Genomic DNA, 14,382 nt, shown 5'->3' on the forward strand with positions numbered 1-14,382 from the left:
GCCCGGGGCGCCTCGGCGGGACGGGATGTCACCGATGGCGGCGGGGACGGGGTGGCGGCGGGATCACCCGTCGTCGGCCGACCGGCGGTCGGTGACCGGGGTCATCACACAGCGCGCGAGGAACCGGCGGCGCCCGGCCTCGTCCGACAGGCCGCCGTCCGGGCCCAGGTCCACCAGGCGGCTCAGCACCGCTCCGGCCCGCTTGCCGCCGACGCCCAGCGCCAGCGCCGCGTGCCGCTCCAGCGGGGCGGTCGCGTCGACCATCCGCATCACCGTGTCGTCCCGCTGGAAGATCGTGGCGCCCACCACCGGGTTCGACGGGTCCGCCGCGGCCAGTTCGTCCTGGCGTGCCAGCAGCGTGGCGACGGCGGCCCCGCACCCGGTGCGCACCGGGTAGAGCAGCGCGTGCCGGCGCACCCCGGAGGGCCGCAGCCCGGAGACCGTGCGGTGGTGCGACATGGGCAGCGCCGCGCGCATGAAGAACTCCCGGGCCGACTCCGGGTCGTCCAGGTCCCGGTCCACCTCCAGGTACGGGTTGATGGCCTCCTCCACCGCCCGCACCTCCGGCTGCCGTGCCACGTGCCGCAGCGCCGCGACCAGGTCGCCCTTGACCTCCACGGCCCGGACGACCCGGTTGCCGCGCATGAACAGCGAGGTGCGCAGCAGCCGGGTGGAGTCGTCGACCCGGGCCTCGGGCGACTCGTACGCGGCCAGGATCTCGGCCACGGTCCGCTCGCTGCCGGGCCGCACCGTGAAGGTCAGCGCATGCCGCACCACCCCGTCGCCCACCCTGGGTTCGGCCAGCAGGCCGTCGGTGGTCACCGGTCCGAGCGGGCCGTGGCTGGTCTCCCGCATGACGGTGAACCGCAGCGACCGGGTGTCGTTGACACACCCGTGCAGCGGCTTGACCATCTCGCGGTGCTCCTCGCTGTCCACCCAGGCCAGGAACGGCGGGGCGCTCTCCCACTCGCTGGTGATCAGCCACTGGGACGGGTTCTCGATCGACTGGCACAACTGGTCGCTGATGTGGCCGGGCACCTCCGCCACCTGGTGGCACAACTGGTCATAGGCGTCCAGGAAGCGCTGCTGGGCGCCGTGGCGGACCTCCAGCAGCAGGATGACCCGCAGCCGCGAGTCGGTTCGGGAGGCGGGTCGCGCGGTGCGCGGGGACCGGGGAGTCTCGGACAGGGTGCTCATGTTCCACGTCTCCTTCGAGAGGTGCGCCGCTCCGTCGGGGGGTGCGCCGCCGGAGGGTGCGCCACCCGCTTCCCGATCGTGGAGCGCTCCCACGGATGGCGCGAGATGTGTGATCCATCCGGGGGAACGGGCGGCCTGCCTGCCCGGTGACCCCTGAAATGGCGGGCATAGCCAGAAAATGACGCCACATGTTCCGCACGCCGATGCCTCGGTACCGGTCCTGATCGTGGGCGGCTCCCTGGTGGGCCTGTCCACCTCGCTCTTCCTGGGCCGCCTGGGCATCCGCCATCTGCTGGTGGAGAAGCACCCCGGCACCTCCATCCACCCCAGGGGCCGCGGCAACAACGTGCGCACCATGGAGCTGCTGCGCACGGCGGGGGTGGCGGACGCCGTCCGGGAGGCCGCCTCCGTTCTCGCGGACAACCACGGCATCCTGCAGGCCGGCTCCCTCACCGGCACCGACCGGAGCTGGCTGTTCAAGGAGATCGACCCCGGCGGGGCACTGTCCCGCCTCAGCCCGGCCGGTTGGTGCCTGTGCAGTCAGAACGACCTGGAGCCGGTGCTGCTGCGGGCGGCCGGCGAGCTCGGCGGAGAGCTGCGGTTCAACACCGAGCTCAGCTCCTTCGAGCAGGACGCCGACGGGGTGACGGCGCGGCTCACCGACCGGGCCACCGGCGAGTGCCGCACCGTCCGCGCCGCGTACCTGGTCGCGGCCGACGGGCCGCGCAGCCCGGTCCGGGAGCGGCTGGGCATCGGCCAGTCCGGACGCGGCGACCTGTTCCACAACGTCAGCATCACCTTCCGCGCCAAGCGGCTCGCCGACGTGGTGGGCGAGGACCGGTTCATCGCCTGCTACCTGACCACCCCCGGCGCGGACGGCGCGCTGCTGCCGGTCGACAACGTCGAGCACTGGGTCTTCCACGCCCCCTGGCACCCGGAGACCGGCGAGGCGCTGGAGGACTTCACCGACGAACGGTGCGTCGCCCACATCCGGGCCGCCACCGGCGTCCCCGGCCTGGAGGTCGAGATCACCGGCAAGGCGCCCTGGCACGCCGCCGAGCGGGTCGCCGAACGCTACCGGGACGGCCGGGTCTTCCTCGCCGGGGACTCGGCCCACGAGATGTCGCCGACCGGCGCGTTCGGCTCCAACACCGGCATCCAGGACGCGCACAACCTGGCCTGGAAACTCGCCGCGGTACTCGGCGGCTGGGCCGGCCCCGGACTGCTGGCGACCTACGGCGCCGAGCGGCAGCCGGTCGCCGTCGCCACCAGCGCCCGCGCCGCGGCCCGCTCCGCCGAGCACAGCCACCCCGGCTACGCCGCACCCCCGGCGGCCGCCCGGCAGAGCGACGTGCTGGCGGTCGCGATGGGCTACCGCTACCCGCGCGGCGCGGTGCTGGGCACCGACCCGGACCAGCCGCCGGTGCCCGAGCGGTTCGAGGCCACCGGGGCGCCGGGCAGCCGGGCGCCGCACATGTGGCTGCTGCGCGCGGGCGTCCGGCTCTCCACGCTCGACCTGTACGAACGCCGCTGCGTGCTGCTCACCGGCGCCGCCGGAGCGGCATGGCACACCGCCGCGCGGCGGGTCGCCGCCCGGCTCTCGGTGCCGCTGGACAGCTACCGCGTCGGAAGCGGCCCGGACCTGGACCTGGCGCCCGCCCCCGGCGGCGACTGGGCCCGCACGCACGGCACCGCGGAGGACGGCGCGGTGCTGGTACGCCCCGACGGCTTCGTGGCCTGGCGCGCGGACGGCCCGGACCCGGACCCGGACCGGGTCCTGACCTCGGTGCTGACCTCGGTCCTGAGCCTGACCCCCTGACGGCCGGCCGACCGGTCAAGCGGTGCGCGGGCGGCGAACGCTTGACCGGTCGGCCGGCCGCGCACCGCGCCCCGGAGGCGTCCGTGGCCCCCGTCCTCCGGAAGCGTCCGTGGTCGCCGTGCACCGGAAGCGTCCGTGGTCGCTGCTCTCCGGGGCCGTCCGCGTCCGGCGCGCATCGGCGCCGTCCGTGGCCCCGTCCTCCGGAAGCGCCCGCGTCCGCCGTGCACCGGAACCGCCCGCTGCCGCCCCCACCGGAACCGCATGCTGCCGGGTGCGGGCCGCGGCCCGGCGGTCCCGCGGCCCGGTCAGCCCGCGGGCTCCCGGTGCGCCCGGCGCACCCGGCGCCACAGCGCCGGAACCGAGCCGACCACCACGGTCAGCGCCACCGCCGCCGCCACGCCCTCCCACGGCTCGGCGAACAGCGAACCGCCCAGGATCCCGATCACCTGGTACGTGGCCGCCCACGCCAGCGCCGCCGGCAGCGCCCCGCGCGCGAACCGCCGCACCGGCATCCCGGCCAGCAGACAGGCGAGCATCACCGGGATCCGCCCGGCCGGGACCAGCCGGGACAGCACCAGCACCGTCACCCCGTGCTCGTCCAGCCGTGCCTGGGCCTGCGCCAGCCGCTCCGGCGCCGCCCGGTCGCGGATCCGGCCCAGCCAGCGCGAGCCGTTCCGCGACCGCACCCCGCGCCGGCCCAGCCAGTACAGGGCCAGGTCCCCGAGGAACGCCGCGAGGGCGGCCACCAGGAAGACGATCAGCAGCGAGAACGGCGCCGTCTGGTGGAGTGCCACCACCGCCGCCGAGCTGACCACCGCGCCGGTCGGCACCACCGGCACCAGCGCACCCACCACCACCAGCAGGAACAGCGAGGGATACCCGACCGCCTGCTGTGTGGACTCCGGTGGCACACTGCGTGCCAGCTCGACCAGCTCGTCGATCACCTGGCGGCCTCCAGCAGCACACTCTCCCCGTGCCCCAGCCGGTGGACCGCCGCGGCGGGGGCGAGCCCGCCGGCGTGCCGCACGAACTCCTCGCCCGGCGAGTGGAACTCGTGCGGCCGCACCGCGTCCAGCCCGATCGGCCAGTACGTGCCGTAGTGCACCGGAACCGCGCTGCGCGCCTCCAGCCGGGCCAGTGCCTGCGCCGCGCGCCGCGCGTCCAGGTGCCCGTGCCCCAGATAGGGGCCCCAGCCGCCCACCGGCAGCAGCGCCACGTCGCAGGGGCCGACGGCCTCCGCCATCCCGTCGAAGAGCCCGGTGTCACCGGCGAAGTACGTGGTGGCCTCACCGCGCACCACGTAGCCGAGCGCCGGCACCCGGCGCGGCCCGTACGGCAGCCGGCGGCCGTCGTGCGCGGCGGGCACCGCGCGTATCCGCACCTGGCCGACCGCGACCTCGTCCCCCGGACGCACCTCGACGACCCGCAGCCGGCGCGTCGCGGCCACCCGCCGCAGCCCCGGCACCGCGGCGCCCGCCCCCGCGGGCACCACCAGCCGGGTGCCCACGGCCAGCCTGGCCAGCGACCCCAGGTGGAGATGGTCGGCGTGCAGGTGCGACACCAGCGCGACGTCGGCGACCGCGGCGGCCGGCGGCGGCAGCGCGCCCCGGCGGCGCCGCAGATGCGCCAGCCGCCGCGCGAAGAGCGGATCGGTCAGCACCGTCACGCCCGAGTCCCGCACCGTCGCGGTGGCGTGACCCCACCAGGTGACTTCCACCGGCACCCGGAACCTCCTGTCGCTCGACGGAGCACGCACCCGAGCGTAGTTCAGCCCGGTCGCGCCGCGGGCCGGTACCGCGCGGGGCTCCTGCCGCGGGCCGCACCGGAGGCCGCCCGCCGGAGCCGCGCCAGGGGTGCGAGGGGCCCCGGACACGCCCCGACGGCCGCCTGCCCGCGCCCGCGCACAGCCGCCCGCGCCCGCGCCGCCGGCCCCCCGTCCGCCGCACAGCCCCGCCCACCGGCTGTGACACGCTGGGGAGCGAGCACGGCGGAACGAGATGGGATGGGAATGCGGATGCCCAGCTGGAGAACCGTGGGCGGGGCCGGTCTGCGGGTGGTGGCCGTGTGGGCGGTCAGCACCCTGACGATGCTCGTCCTGGCCGCCGCCCTGCCCGACTTCCGGCTGCAGTCCGCCGACGGCGACAGCGCCACCCGGATCGGCGTCACCGCCGCCTCCGGGGCCGGCGCCTTCGGCCTGCTGGGCGCCCTGGTGTGGCCGCTGCTGGTCCGCGCGCTGCTGCTGGTCCCGGCCTTCGTGCTCGGCCTGCTGGTGTTCGTCCTCAACGGGTCGCTGCTGCTCATCGCGCTCAGCCTGATCCCCGACGGCCGGGGTACCGCGGAACCGGAGACCGCCGTGGTGGTCGCCGCGGTGATGTCCGCCGCCTCCTCCGCGACCAGCACCTTCCTCACCGTCCGCGACGACGGGGCGTACCGCCGCCGGCTGGCCCGGATGGCCGACCGCAGACGGCGCCGGCTCGGCGAGCGGGCCGGACACCGGCTGCCCCCAGGCACCGTCTTCCTCCAGCTCGACGGGGTGGGCCACGACGTCCTGCTCGCCGCCCTGCGCGGCCGGCGGCCGCTGATGCCGACCGTCGCCGGCTGGCACGCCGGCACCCACACCCTCACGCCCTGGCGCACCGACTGGTCCAGCCAGACCGGCGCCAGCCAGCTGGGCATCCTGCACGGCTCCACCGAGGACGTCCCCGCCTTCCGCTGGTACGAGAAGGAGACCGGCCAGGTGATGGTCAGCAACCGGCCCACCAGCGCCGCCGAGCTGCAACGCCGCGCCATCGCCCGGACCGGCGACGGAGGGCTGCTCACCGTCGACGGCGCCAGCCGCGGCAACCTGTTCACCGGCGGCGCCGAGCAGCTCGCCCTGGTGCTCTCCGTCGCCGCCCGGCGCGGCCGGTACAACCGCTCCCGCTCCGGCTACTTCGCCTACTTCTCCGACCCGGCCAACGCCACCCGCACCGCGGGCTCCTTCGTCGCCGAGGTGTTCCGGGAGATCGGGCAGTCCACCCGGGCCCTGCTGCGCCGGGAGACCCCGCGGATGCGGCGCGGCGGGCTCTACCCGTTCATCCGCGCCTTCGCCACCGTCGTCGAACGGGACGTGGTGGTGGCCGCGGTCGTCGGCGACATCCTGTCCGGGCGCACCGTCGTCTACGCCGATCTGGTCGCCTACGACGAGGTGGCCCACCACTCGGGGCCGCACAGCCGCGACACCCACCAGGTGCTGCGCCGGCTGGACCGCGCCGTCGCGCTGATCGGCAAGGTCACCGAGCACGCCCCGCGCGACTACCGCATCGTGCTGCTGTCCGACCACGGGCAGAGCCCGGGGGAGAGCTTCGCCGGCCGCTTCGGCCTCACCCTGGAGGACCTGGTCCGGGCCGGCTGCGGACTGCCGGTCCCGCGCCGCGCCGGAAGCACCGCCTCCGGCGCCGAGGCGCGCGAGGCGGCCCGTACCGCCCTGCGCCGCCCGGAGCGGGACGGCACCGGCCACGGCGGCGGCGAGCCGGTGGTGCTCGCCTCCGGCAACCTGGGCCTGGTGTCCTTCCCCGACGTGCCCGGCCGGATGACCCGGGAGCAGATCGACGCCCGCCACCCCTCCCTGCTGCGCGTCCTCGCCGACCATCCGGGGGTGGGCTTTGTGCTCGTACGGTCGGCCGAGCACGGGCCGGTGGTGCTCGGGGCCGGCGGTGCCGAGCACCACCTCGACAGCGGCCGGGTCATCGGCCGGAGCCCGCTGGCACCCTTCGGCGAGGGGGCGGTGGCGGCGGTCCGGCGCACCGACGGGTTCCGGAACGCCGCCGACATCATGGTCAACTCGGCGTACCACCCGCGGACCGGCGAGGTGCACGCCTTCGAGAGCCAGATCGGCTCGCACGGCGGCCTGGGCGGGGCCCAGGGGCACCCCTTCCTGCTGTGGCCCCGCGACCTCACCCCGCCGTCGCCCGACGGGCCGCCGCTGGTCGGCGCGGAGCAGGTGCACCGCGTCCTGCGGCGCTGGCTGCGGGAGGCGCACGGACCCCAGGTCCCCGCGGACGAATCACCGCCGATCAGCGATATCGCCGTACCTTTTCCGGTCGTCACCCCGGGGATGCAGGACAAAACCCGGTGATTTGGCGCGCCGCACTCCATCCATGACCATGACGGGGCGCTCGGCACCCCACGAACCACCGCCGGGCGGCAGCACCAGGAGAGGCGCACCACCCCATGCACCACAGCCCCACCCGTCGTCCGCCCGCACCCCCCGTGGCGGAGACCCCCCGGGCCCCCGAACCGCCCCCCGCTCCCGTCGCCACCGGCCGCCGCTTCGGGCTGCCCACCGCCACCGCGCTGGTGACCGGCAACATCATCGGCGGCGGGATCTTCCTGCTGCCCGCCTCGGTCGCCCCGTACGGCACCGTGAGCCTGCTCGCGTTCGCGGTGCTCACCGTGGGCGCCGTCGCGCTCGCCCTGGTCTTCGGCAAGCTGGCCCGCCGCGACCCGCGCACCGGCGGCCCCTACGTCTACGCCCGGGAGGCGTTCGGCGACTTCGCCGGCTTCCTCTCCGCCTGGTCCTACTGGACCATGACCTGGGTCAGCAACGCCGCGCTCGCGGTCGCCGTCGTCGGCTACGCGCACGTCCTCTTCCCCGGCCGGTCCGGCGGCGCCACCGATCTGACGCTGGCCCTGCTGGCGCTCTGGCTGCCCACCCTGGCCAACCTGGCCGGCACCCGGTGGGTCGGCGCGGTGCAACTGGTCTCGGCGGTCCTGAAGTTCCTGCCGCTGCTCTTCATCGCGGTCGCCGGGCTGTTCTTCTTCGACGCCGACAACCTCGGCCCGTTCACCGACGGCGGCGGCAGCGCGCTGGGCGGGATGTCCGCGGCGGCCGCCATCCTGCTCTACTCCTACGTCGGCGTGGAGTCGGCCGCCATGAGCGCCGGGGAGGTCCGCGACCCGGAGCGCAACGTCGGCCGGGCCACCGTGCTGGGCACCCTCGCCGCCGCCGTGGTCTATCTGCTGGGCACCCTCGCGGTCTTCGGCACCGTCGCCCATGAGGACCTGGTCTCCTCCGCCGCGCCGTTCTCCGACGCCGTCGACGCCATGTTCGGCGGTGACTGGGGCGGCACCCTGATCGCGGCCGCCGCGGTGGTGTCGATCCTCGGCGCCCTCAACGGCTGGACCCTGATGAGCGCCCAGGCTCCGTACGCCGCCGCCCGCGACGGCCTGTTCCCCGCGGTCTTCGCCGTCAAGCGGCGCGGCGTCCCCACCGCCGGAGTGATCGTCGGCACCGTGCTCGCCTCGCTGCTCACCCTGGTCAACCACACCAGCTCCTCCGGCCGGGTCTTCGAGACCCTGGTGCTGATCACCACCTTCTCCGCGACCGTGCCCTACCTGCTGGCCAGCGGCGCCCAGCTGTACTTCCTGCTCTCCGGGGAGTCCGACCGGGTCCGCACCGGCCGGTTCGCACTGGACACCGCGCTCGCGGTCACCGGCTTCGGCTTCTCCTTCTGGCTGGTGGCCGGCGCCGGGTACGCCGCGGTCTACCAGGGCGTGCTGTTCCTCTTCGCCGGGGTCATCGTCTACGCGTGGATGGCCGCGCGGACCCGGCGACAGGCGCTGACCAGCTCCATTACCTGAGCGGTAATCGACCCGCGGACGCCGGGGCGGCAGAGTTCAGGGCATCGGGTTCCCCGGCCGGCGCACTCCGGCCGGGGACCCGCCCCGAACCGCCCCCATCGACGCCGGAGGTTGACCGCCATGTCCGCCACGCAGCTGACCACCGCCCCCGCCACCGCCTCCGCCGGCACCGCTCCCGCCGGCACCGCTCCCCGCACCTGGCTGCGCCGCTTCCTGGCCCTGGACGCGGTGGTCACGGGCGCCAACGGGCTCGGCTACCTCACCCTGTCCGGTCCGCTGGGCGACCTGCTCGGCGTCGACCGCGGCCTGCTGCTCGGCCTCGGCGCCTTCCTCACCGTCTTCGCCGCGGCCGTCGGCCTCCTCGCCGTCCGCCCGCAGCCGCCGGCGCTCGGCGTCCGGTTCGTCGTCGAGGCCAACCTGCTGTGGGCGGCGCTCAGCGTCGCCGCGCAGGTGCTGTGGCTGTCGCCGACGACCGCGGGGGCCGTGTGGATCCCGATGCAGGCCGTCACCGTGGCCGGTTTCGCGGTCCTGCAGTACGGCGCGCTGCGCGCCGCGTCCAGGGCCTGAGCCCGGCCCCCGGCCCCGGGTCACCCGGCCCGCCGGAGACAGGCCCCCGCCCCCGGGTCACCTGGCCCGCCGGGGAAAGGCCCCCGCCTCCAGGGTCACCCGGCCCGCTGGAGGTAGGCCGCCGTCTCCGGGTCCGCCGGCAGCAGCGTCTCGATGGCCAGCTCGGAGACGGTGATGTCCATGGGGGTGTTGAAGGTGGCGATGGTCGAGATGAAGGACAGCACCCGCCCGTCGTGCTCGACCACCATCGGCAGGGCGAACGGGATGTGCTCCGGCCCCGCCGCCATCCGCTCGGCCCCGGACCCCGGCCAGGACTCCCCCCGGCCGGGGTCCGGCACGGGATACGCGCTGACCTCCTCGTACAGTTCACGCAGCGACGAGGACCGCAGCAGCGCCAACTGCCGTTCCATCTGGTCCAGCAGATGGCCGCGCCACTCCCGCAGGTTCCGGATCCTCGGTGCCAGACCCTGCGGGTGCAGGGTGATCCGCATGGCGTTCATCGGCGGGCGCAGCAGTTCGGGCGCGACCCCGCCCAGCAGCGCCGCGATGCTGTCGTTGGCCCCCACGATGTCGTACCGGCCGTCCACGACCAGTGCCGGATACGGCTCGTAGGCCCGCAGCAGCCGCTCCACGGCCGTCCGCAGGGTGCTCATCGCGGGCGCGTCCAGGGCGGTCTCGGTGAACCGAGGGGCGTAACCGGCCGAGACCAGCAGCGCGTTGCGCTCGCGCATCGGGACCTCCAGGTGGTCCGCGAGACGGAGCACCATCTCCTCGCTCGGCCGGGACCGGCCGGTCTCGATGAAGCTGATGTGGCGGGCGGAGGAGTCGGCCCGCAGCGCCAGTTCCAGCTGGCTGATCCGGCGCCGGTCCCGCCATTCGCGAAGGAGCGCGCCCACACCCGGGGCAACCGCGACAGTCGTCATGCCCGAACCGTAACCGACCGTTCGCCGGCCGCGGCGGGCCCGGCCCTCCCGGGCACTTCCCGGGGGGCGGCCGGCGCCGCCGGGGAGTGGTTGCCGGAACGGCAACGGGAGTTGCCGTGGTCCCCGGTGGTCGGGGACGCTCGGCGCGGCCGACCGGCGGCCGGGGCGGGCCCCGGGCACCGGTCGGGTACCACGACGGACCGAGACCGCGGAGGCACGCATGGCCGGGCACCACCCTCACCACCACCACGATCACGACCGCGGCGGCACGCACCTGGACTGGGAGGTCCTCGGGCCGCTTCTGGAGAGCCACGCGGAGATCAGCACACCGCTCCTGGAGCAGGCCATCGGCTGGCTGCGGGGCCTGACCGCGCCGGGTGCCGGGACGGTCGGCGAGGTGTGGGACGTGGGCAGCGGGCCAGGCGTCGCCGCCTGCCTGTTCGCCCAGGCGCTCCCGGCCGCACGGGTCCTGGCCGTGGACGGCGAGGACGCCCTGCTGCGGCGGACCCGGGAGCGGGCCGCCCGCACCGGTGTCGCCGACCGGCTCGGCACCCTGCGGGCGGACCTGCCCGACGGCCTCCCCGCCGGGCAGGCCGACCTCATCTGGACCAGCAGGACGCTTCACCACGTGGGCGACCAGCGGGGCGCGGTGGCGACCCTGGCGGAGCGGCTGCGGCCCGCCGGACTGCTGGCCGTCGTCGAGGGCGGGCTGCCGGCCCGCCGGCTGCCCCGGGACATCGGCATCGGGCGGCCCGGGCTGGAGGCGCGCCTGGACGCCGCGACCGAGGACTGGTTCAGCCGGATGCGCGCCGAGGTGCCCGGCGCGAAGGAGACCGTGGAGGACTGGCCGGCGCTGCTCGCCGCGGCCGGGCTGGAGCAGGTCCGCAGCCGCACCTTCCTGCTGGATCTGCCCGCGCCGCTGGACGTGTCCGTCCGCTCCTACCTCCGGGCCGAGCTGACCCGGACCCGTGAGGGGCTGCAGGACGTGCTGGACGCCGAGGACCTCGCCACCCTGGACCGGCTGATCGACCCGGACGACGAGGCGGGCGTACTGCGCCGGCCGGACGTGTTCCTGCTGAGCGCGCAGACCGTCCACACCGGGGTGCGGCCGGCGGCCTGACCCGGCGCGGCACCCGCGGGGCGGCGAGCCCGGCCCCGGTCGCACCGCCGCCCCGCGGGCCGCCCCCTCCCGTCCGTCCGGCCGGGACGCCGCGGCCGGGCGGGACGGGGGTCAGCTGTGGTAGAGCGCGTCGACCTCGAACGCGTAGGCGTGCTCGATCGCCTTCCGCTTCAGCTTCAGCGACGGCGTCAGCAGGCCGTGCTCCTCGCTGAACTGCGCCGCCAGTATCCGGAAGGTGCGGATCGACTCGGCCTGCGAGACGAGGGTGTTGGCCGCGACCACCGCCCGCCGGATCTCCATCTCCAGATCCGGGTCGCGCACCAGCTCGTTCGGCGACATCCGGTCCTTGCCGCGCATCCGCAGCCAGTGCGAGACGGCCTCCGGGTCCAGCGTCACCAGCGCGGCCACGAACGGCCGGTCGTTGCCGACCACGATGCACTGGGACACCAGCGGATGCGCCCGGACCCGTTCCTCCAGCCCGATCGGCGAGACGGTCTTGCCGCCCGAGGTGACCAGCACCTCCTTCTTCCGGCCGGTGATGGTCAGATAGCCGTCCTCGTCCAGCGCGCCGAGGTCCCCGGTCGCCAGCCAGCCGTCCCGCAGCACACTGTCGGTCGTCTTGGGGTCGCCGAGGTAGCCGGCGAACACCTGGCCGCCGCGCAGCCACACCTCGCCGTCGTCGGCGATGTGCACGGTGGTGCCGGGTATCGGCTTGCCCACGGTGCCGAAGCGGGTCTGCTCCGGCGGGTTCGCGGTGGCCGCCGCGGTCGACTCGGTGAGGCCGTAGCCCTCGTAGACGGTGACCCCGGCGCCCGCGAAGAACAGGCCCAGCCGCCGCTCCATCGCCGAACCGCCGGACATCGCGTGCCGGACCCGGCCGCCCAGGGCCTCGCGCACCTTGCCGTACACCAGCTTGTCGAACAGCTGGTGCTGGACCCGCAGCCCGGCGCCGGGCCCCGGACCGGTGCCGAACGCCTTGGCCTCCTGGGCCTCCGCGTACCGCACCGCGATGTCCACCGCCTTGTCGAACGGGCCCGCCTTCCCCTCCGCCTCCGCCTTGCGCCGCGCCGCCGCGAACACCTTCTCGAAGATGTACGGCACCGCGAGGATGAACGTCGGCCGGAAGGACTGCAGGTCCGGCAGGAGCGCGGTGGCGCTGAGATTCGGCTGGTGGGCGAGCTTCACCCGGCCGCGGATCGCGGCCACCTGCACCATCCGGCCGAAGACGTGCGCCAGCGGCAGGAAGAGCAGGGTGGCCGCGGTGTCGCCCGGCTTGTGGTGGAAGACGTGCTCGTAGCGGGCCACGATGTTGTCGCACTCGGCCATCAGGTTGGCGTGCGTGATGACGCAGCCCTTGGGCCGGCCGGTGGTGCCCGAGGTGTAGATGATGGTCGCGGGGGCGTCGGGCGTCATGGCCAGCCGGTGCCGGTCCACCACCTCGTCGGCGATCCGCGCGCCGGCCGCGACCAGCTCGCCGAGCGCGTCGGCGTCCAGCTGCCACAGGTTCTTCAGCTGCGGCAGCCGGTCGATGACCGAGCCGACCGTCATGGCGTGGTCCTCGTGCTCGACCAGGCACGCCGCGACCCCGGCGTCGTGCAGCGCCCAGTAGACCTGCTCGGCCGAGGAGGTCGGGTACAGCGGCACGCTCTGCGCGCCGACCGTCCAGATCGCGAAGTCGAACAGGGTCCACTCGTACCGGGTCCGGCTCATGATCGCGACACGGTCGCCGAACCGCACCCCGGAGGCGAGCAGCCCCTTGGCGAGCGCCAGCACCTGGTCCCGGAACTCGGCCGAGGTGACGTCCCGCCACGCGCCGTCGGCGGTCTTGCGCGCGAGCACGACCCGGCCGGGATCGTCGGCCGCATGGTCGAAGACGGCGTCCGCCAGTCCGCCGACTTTCGGGGCCGTCGCCAACGGGGGGACGGTGATCTCGCGCAATGACGTGCTCCTCGAAGCGCTCCGCACAGCGCCGCGACCGTACCCGATGGCGAGCGGCAGGGGGAGTGGTGTCCGCGCTGAGGAACGTACGGGCCTATGCACCGATCACTGGGGAAAACCGGGTGACTTCGGGGGAAGCCGGGACGATTGGTGACCTGAGCCCGCACTCCACGCGGCCCATTTCTGCACGGAATCTCTCCGGACACGGCACATGCCCCGTCGAATTCCAGCCGCGCCCTACCGGGCCGCGGAACCCGCGCCCGGCGGGGCTAGCCGGACCGCGGGCGGTGCAGCCGGTCGCCGCCCGCGAGCACCGCCGCGGCCAGCGCATCCGCGGCGGCACGGGCCGCGTCGCCCCGCCCGCCCCGCTCCCCGTGCAGCAGGACGAAGTCCACCGCGCCCAGGTCGGGCAGCGCCGCCCGGTCCGGGATCCGCACCAGACCCGGCGGAATCAGGCCACGGGTGTGCGCCATCACCCCCAGCCCGGCGCGGGCCGCCGCGACCAGACCGTTGAGGCTGCCGCTGGTGCACACGATGCGCCAGGCGCGGCCGTGCCGCTCCAGCACCTCCAGGGCCCGGGCCCGGGTCAGTCCCGGCGGCGGGAAGACGATCAGCGGCAGCGGCCGATCCGGGTCGACCCGCAGCCGCTCGCTCCCGATCCACACCAGCCTGTCCCGCCAGACCAGCCGCCCCTGCGGCCGGTCCTCCGACCGCTTGGCCAGTACCAGGTCCAGCCGCCCGGCCCGCAGCCGCTCGTGCAGCGTGCCGGAGAGTTCCACGGTCAGCTCCAGGTCCACCTCCGGATGGTCCCGGCGGAACCCCTCCAGGATCTCCGGCAGCCGGGTGAGCACGAAGTCCTCGGAGGCGCCGAAGCGCAGCCGGCCGCGGAGCCGGGTCCCGGTGAACCAGCTCGCGGCCCGTTCGTTGGCCTCCAGGATGGTCCGCGCGAAGCCGAGCATCGCCTCGCCGTCCTCGGTGAGGTCCACCCCGTGGGTGTCCCGGCTGAACAGCGGGCGGCCGGTCGCCGCCTCCAGCTTCCGGATGTGCTGGCTGACCGTGGACTGCCGCAGCCCCAGCCGGTGCGCGGCCTGGGTGAAGCTCAGCGTCTGTGCCACGGTGAGGAAGGTCCGCAATTGAACCGGGTCGAACAGGTTCTCCACCCGCCCAGCCTAGGCGGGGCCATCACGGAACGCGAT

At 75.2% G+C, this 14,382-nt stretch carries 11 protein-coding genes; 5 read left to right on the forward strand and 6 right to left on the reverse strand.

What is annotated here, in order from left to right; translation table 11 throughout:
- Positions 1–63: 63 nt before the first annotated feature.
- Positions 64–1,197 (reverse strand): SchA/CurD-like domain-containing protein, encoded by a 1,134-nt coding sequence (locus ACH4B3_RS08345; RefSeq protein ID WP_398461958.1) that lies wholly within the window; start codon positions 1,195–1,197, stop codon positions 64–66.
- Between the two features lie 178 nt (positions 1,198–1,375).
- Here ACH4B3_RS08345 and ACH4B3_RS08350 point away from each other — a divergent pair, with 178 nt between their 5' ends.
- Complete coding sequence (locus tag ACH4B3_RS08350; protein ID WP_398461959.1) at positions 1,376–3,016, forward strand: FAD-dependent oxidoreductase; 1,641 nt, start codon at positions 1,376–1,378, stop codon at positions 3,014–3,016.
- Between the two features lie 305 nt (positions 3,017–3,321).
- Here the strand turns inward: ACH4B3_RS08350 and ACH4B3_RS08355 are convergent, their stop codons facing one another.
- Both ACH4B3_RS08355 and ACH4B3_RS08360 read right to left on the reverse strand, forming a co-directional pair.
- Positions 3,322–3,960, reverse strand: coding sequence for a DedA family protein (locus ACH4B3_RS08355; RefSeq protein ID WP_398461960.1), 639 nt, complete (start codon positions 3,958–3,960; stop codon positions 3,322–3,324).
- Entirely contained in the window at positions 3,957–4,739 is a 783-nt protein-coding gene (locus ACH4B3_RS08360) for an MBL fold metallo-hydrolase (protein WP_398461961.1), read from the reverse strand. The genes ACH4B3_RS08355 and ACH4B3_RS08360 overlap by 4 nt, the downstream gene beginning before the upstream one ends.
- Positions 4,740–5,024: 285 nt before the next feature.
- Between ACH4B3_RS08360 and ACH4B3_RS08365 the strand changes: the two genes are divergently transcribed.
- The 3 genes from ACH4B3_RS08365 (at position 5,025) to ACH4B3_RS08375 (ending at position 9,205) form a co-directional block, all read left to right on the forward strand.
- Positions 5,025–7,133 carry a phage holin family protein gene (locus ACH4B3_RS08365; RefSeq protein ID WP_398461962.1) on the forward strand — a complete coding sequence of 703 codons (2,109 nt, stop codon included), beginning with the start codon at positions 5,025–5,027 and terminating at the stop codon, positions 7,131–7,133.
- A gap of 95 nt (positions 7,134–7,228) precedes the next feature.
- Positions 7,229–8,638, forward strand: coding sequence for an amino acid permease (locus tag ACH4B3_RS08370; RefSeq protein WP_398461963.1), 1,410 nt, complete (start codon positions 7,229–7,231; stop codon positions 8,636–8,638).
- Between the two features lie 120 nt (positions 8,639–8,758).
- Positions 8,759–9,205 carry a hypothetical protein gene (locus ACH4B3_RS08375; RefSeq protein ID WP_398461964.1) on the forward strand — a complete coding sequence of 149 codons (447 nt, stop codon included), beginning with the start codon at positions 8,759–8,761 and terminating at the stop codon, positions 9,203–9,205.
- Positions 9,206–9,300: 95 nt separating this feature from the next.
- On the opposite strand, the gene ACH4B3_RS08380 is transcribed toward ACH4B3_RS08375, so the two are convergent.
- Positions 9,301–10,128, reverse strand: coding sequence for a helix-turn-helix domain-containing protein (locus ACH4B3_RS08380; RefSeq protein ID WP_398461965.1), 828 nt, complete (start codon positions 10,126–10,128; stop codon positions 9,301–9,303).
- Between the two features lie 220 nt (positions 10,129–10,348).
- On the opposite strand from ACH4B3_RS08380, the gene ACH4B3_RS08385 reads away from it, so the two are divergent.
- The gene (locus ACH4B3_RS08385; RefSeq protein ID WP_398461966.1) at positions 10,349–11,248 is read left to right on the forward strand and encodes a class I SAM-dependent methyltransferase; all 900 of its coding nucleotides are present in this window, start codon (positions 10,349–10,351) and stop codon (positions 11,246–11,248) included.
- Between the two features lie 111 nt (positions 11,249–11,359).
- On the opposite strand, the gene ACH4B3_RS08390 is transcribed toward ACH4B3_RS08385, so the two are convergent.
- Positions 11,360–13,186, reverse strand: coding sequence for an AMP-dependent synthetase/ligase (locus tag ACH4B3_RS08390; RefSeq protein ID WP_398461967.1), 1,827 nt, complete (start codon positions 13,184–13,186; stop codon positions 11,360–11,362).
- Between the two features lie 269 nt (positions 13,187–13,455).
- A complete protein-coding gene (locus ACH4B3_RS08395) occupies positions 13,456–14,337 on the reverse strand; it encodes a LysR family transcriptional regulator (protein WP_398462325.1) in 882 nt (293 codons plus the stop codon).
- Positions 14,338–14,382: the final 45 nt, after the last annotated feature.

Source organism: Streptomyces sp. NPDC018031 (assembly GCF_044327625.1).
Lineage (GTDB): Bacteria > Actinomycetota > Actinomycetes > Streptomycetales > Streptomycetaceae > Streptomyces.

Coding starts and splice junctions, on each gene's coding strand:
- ACH4B3_RS08370 (WP_398461963.1), top strand. CDS start 7,229: ATGCACCACAGCCCCACCCGTCGTCCGCCCGCACCCCCCGTGGCGGAG.
- ACH4B3_RS08385 (WP_398461966.1), top strand. CDS start 10,349: ATGGCCGGGCACCACCCTCACCACCACCACGATCACGACCGCGGCGGC.
- ACH4B3_RS08375 (WP_398461964.1), top strand. CDS start 8,759: ATGTCCGCCACGCAGCTGACCACCGCCCCCGCCACCGCCTCCGCCGGC.
- ACH4B3_RS08380 (WP_398461965.1), bottom strand. CDS start 10,128: ATGACGACTGTCGCGGTTGCCCCGGGTGTGGGCGCGCTCCTTCGCGAA.
- ACH4B3_RS08350 (WP_398461959.1), top strand. CDS start 1,376: ATGACGCCACATGTTCCGCACGCCGATGCCTCGGTACCGGTCCTGATC.
- ACH4B3_RS08345 (WP_398461958.1), bottom strand. CDS start 1,197: ATGAGCACCCTGTCCGAGACTCCCCGGTCCCCGCGCACCGCGCGACCC.
- ACH4B3_RS08365 (WP_398461962.1), top strand. CDS start 5,025: ATGCGGATGCCCAGCTGGAGAACCGTGGGCGGGGCCGGTCTGCGGGTG.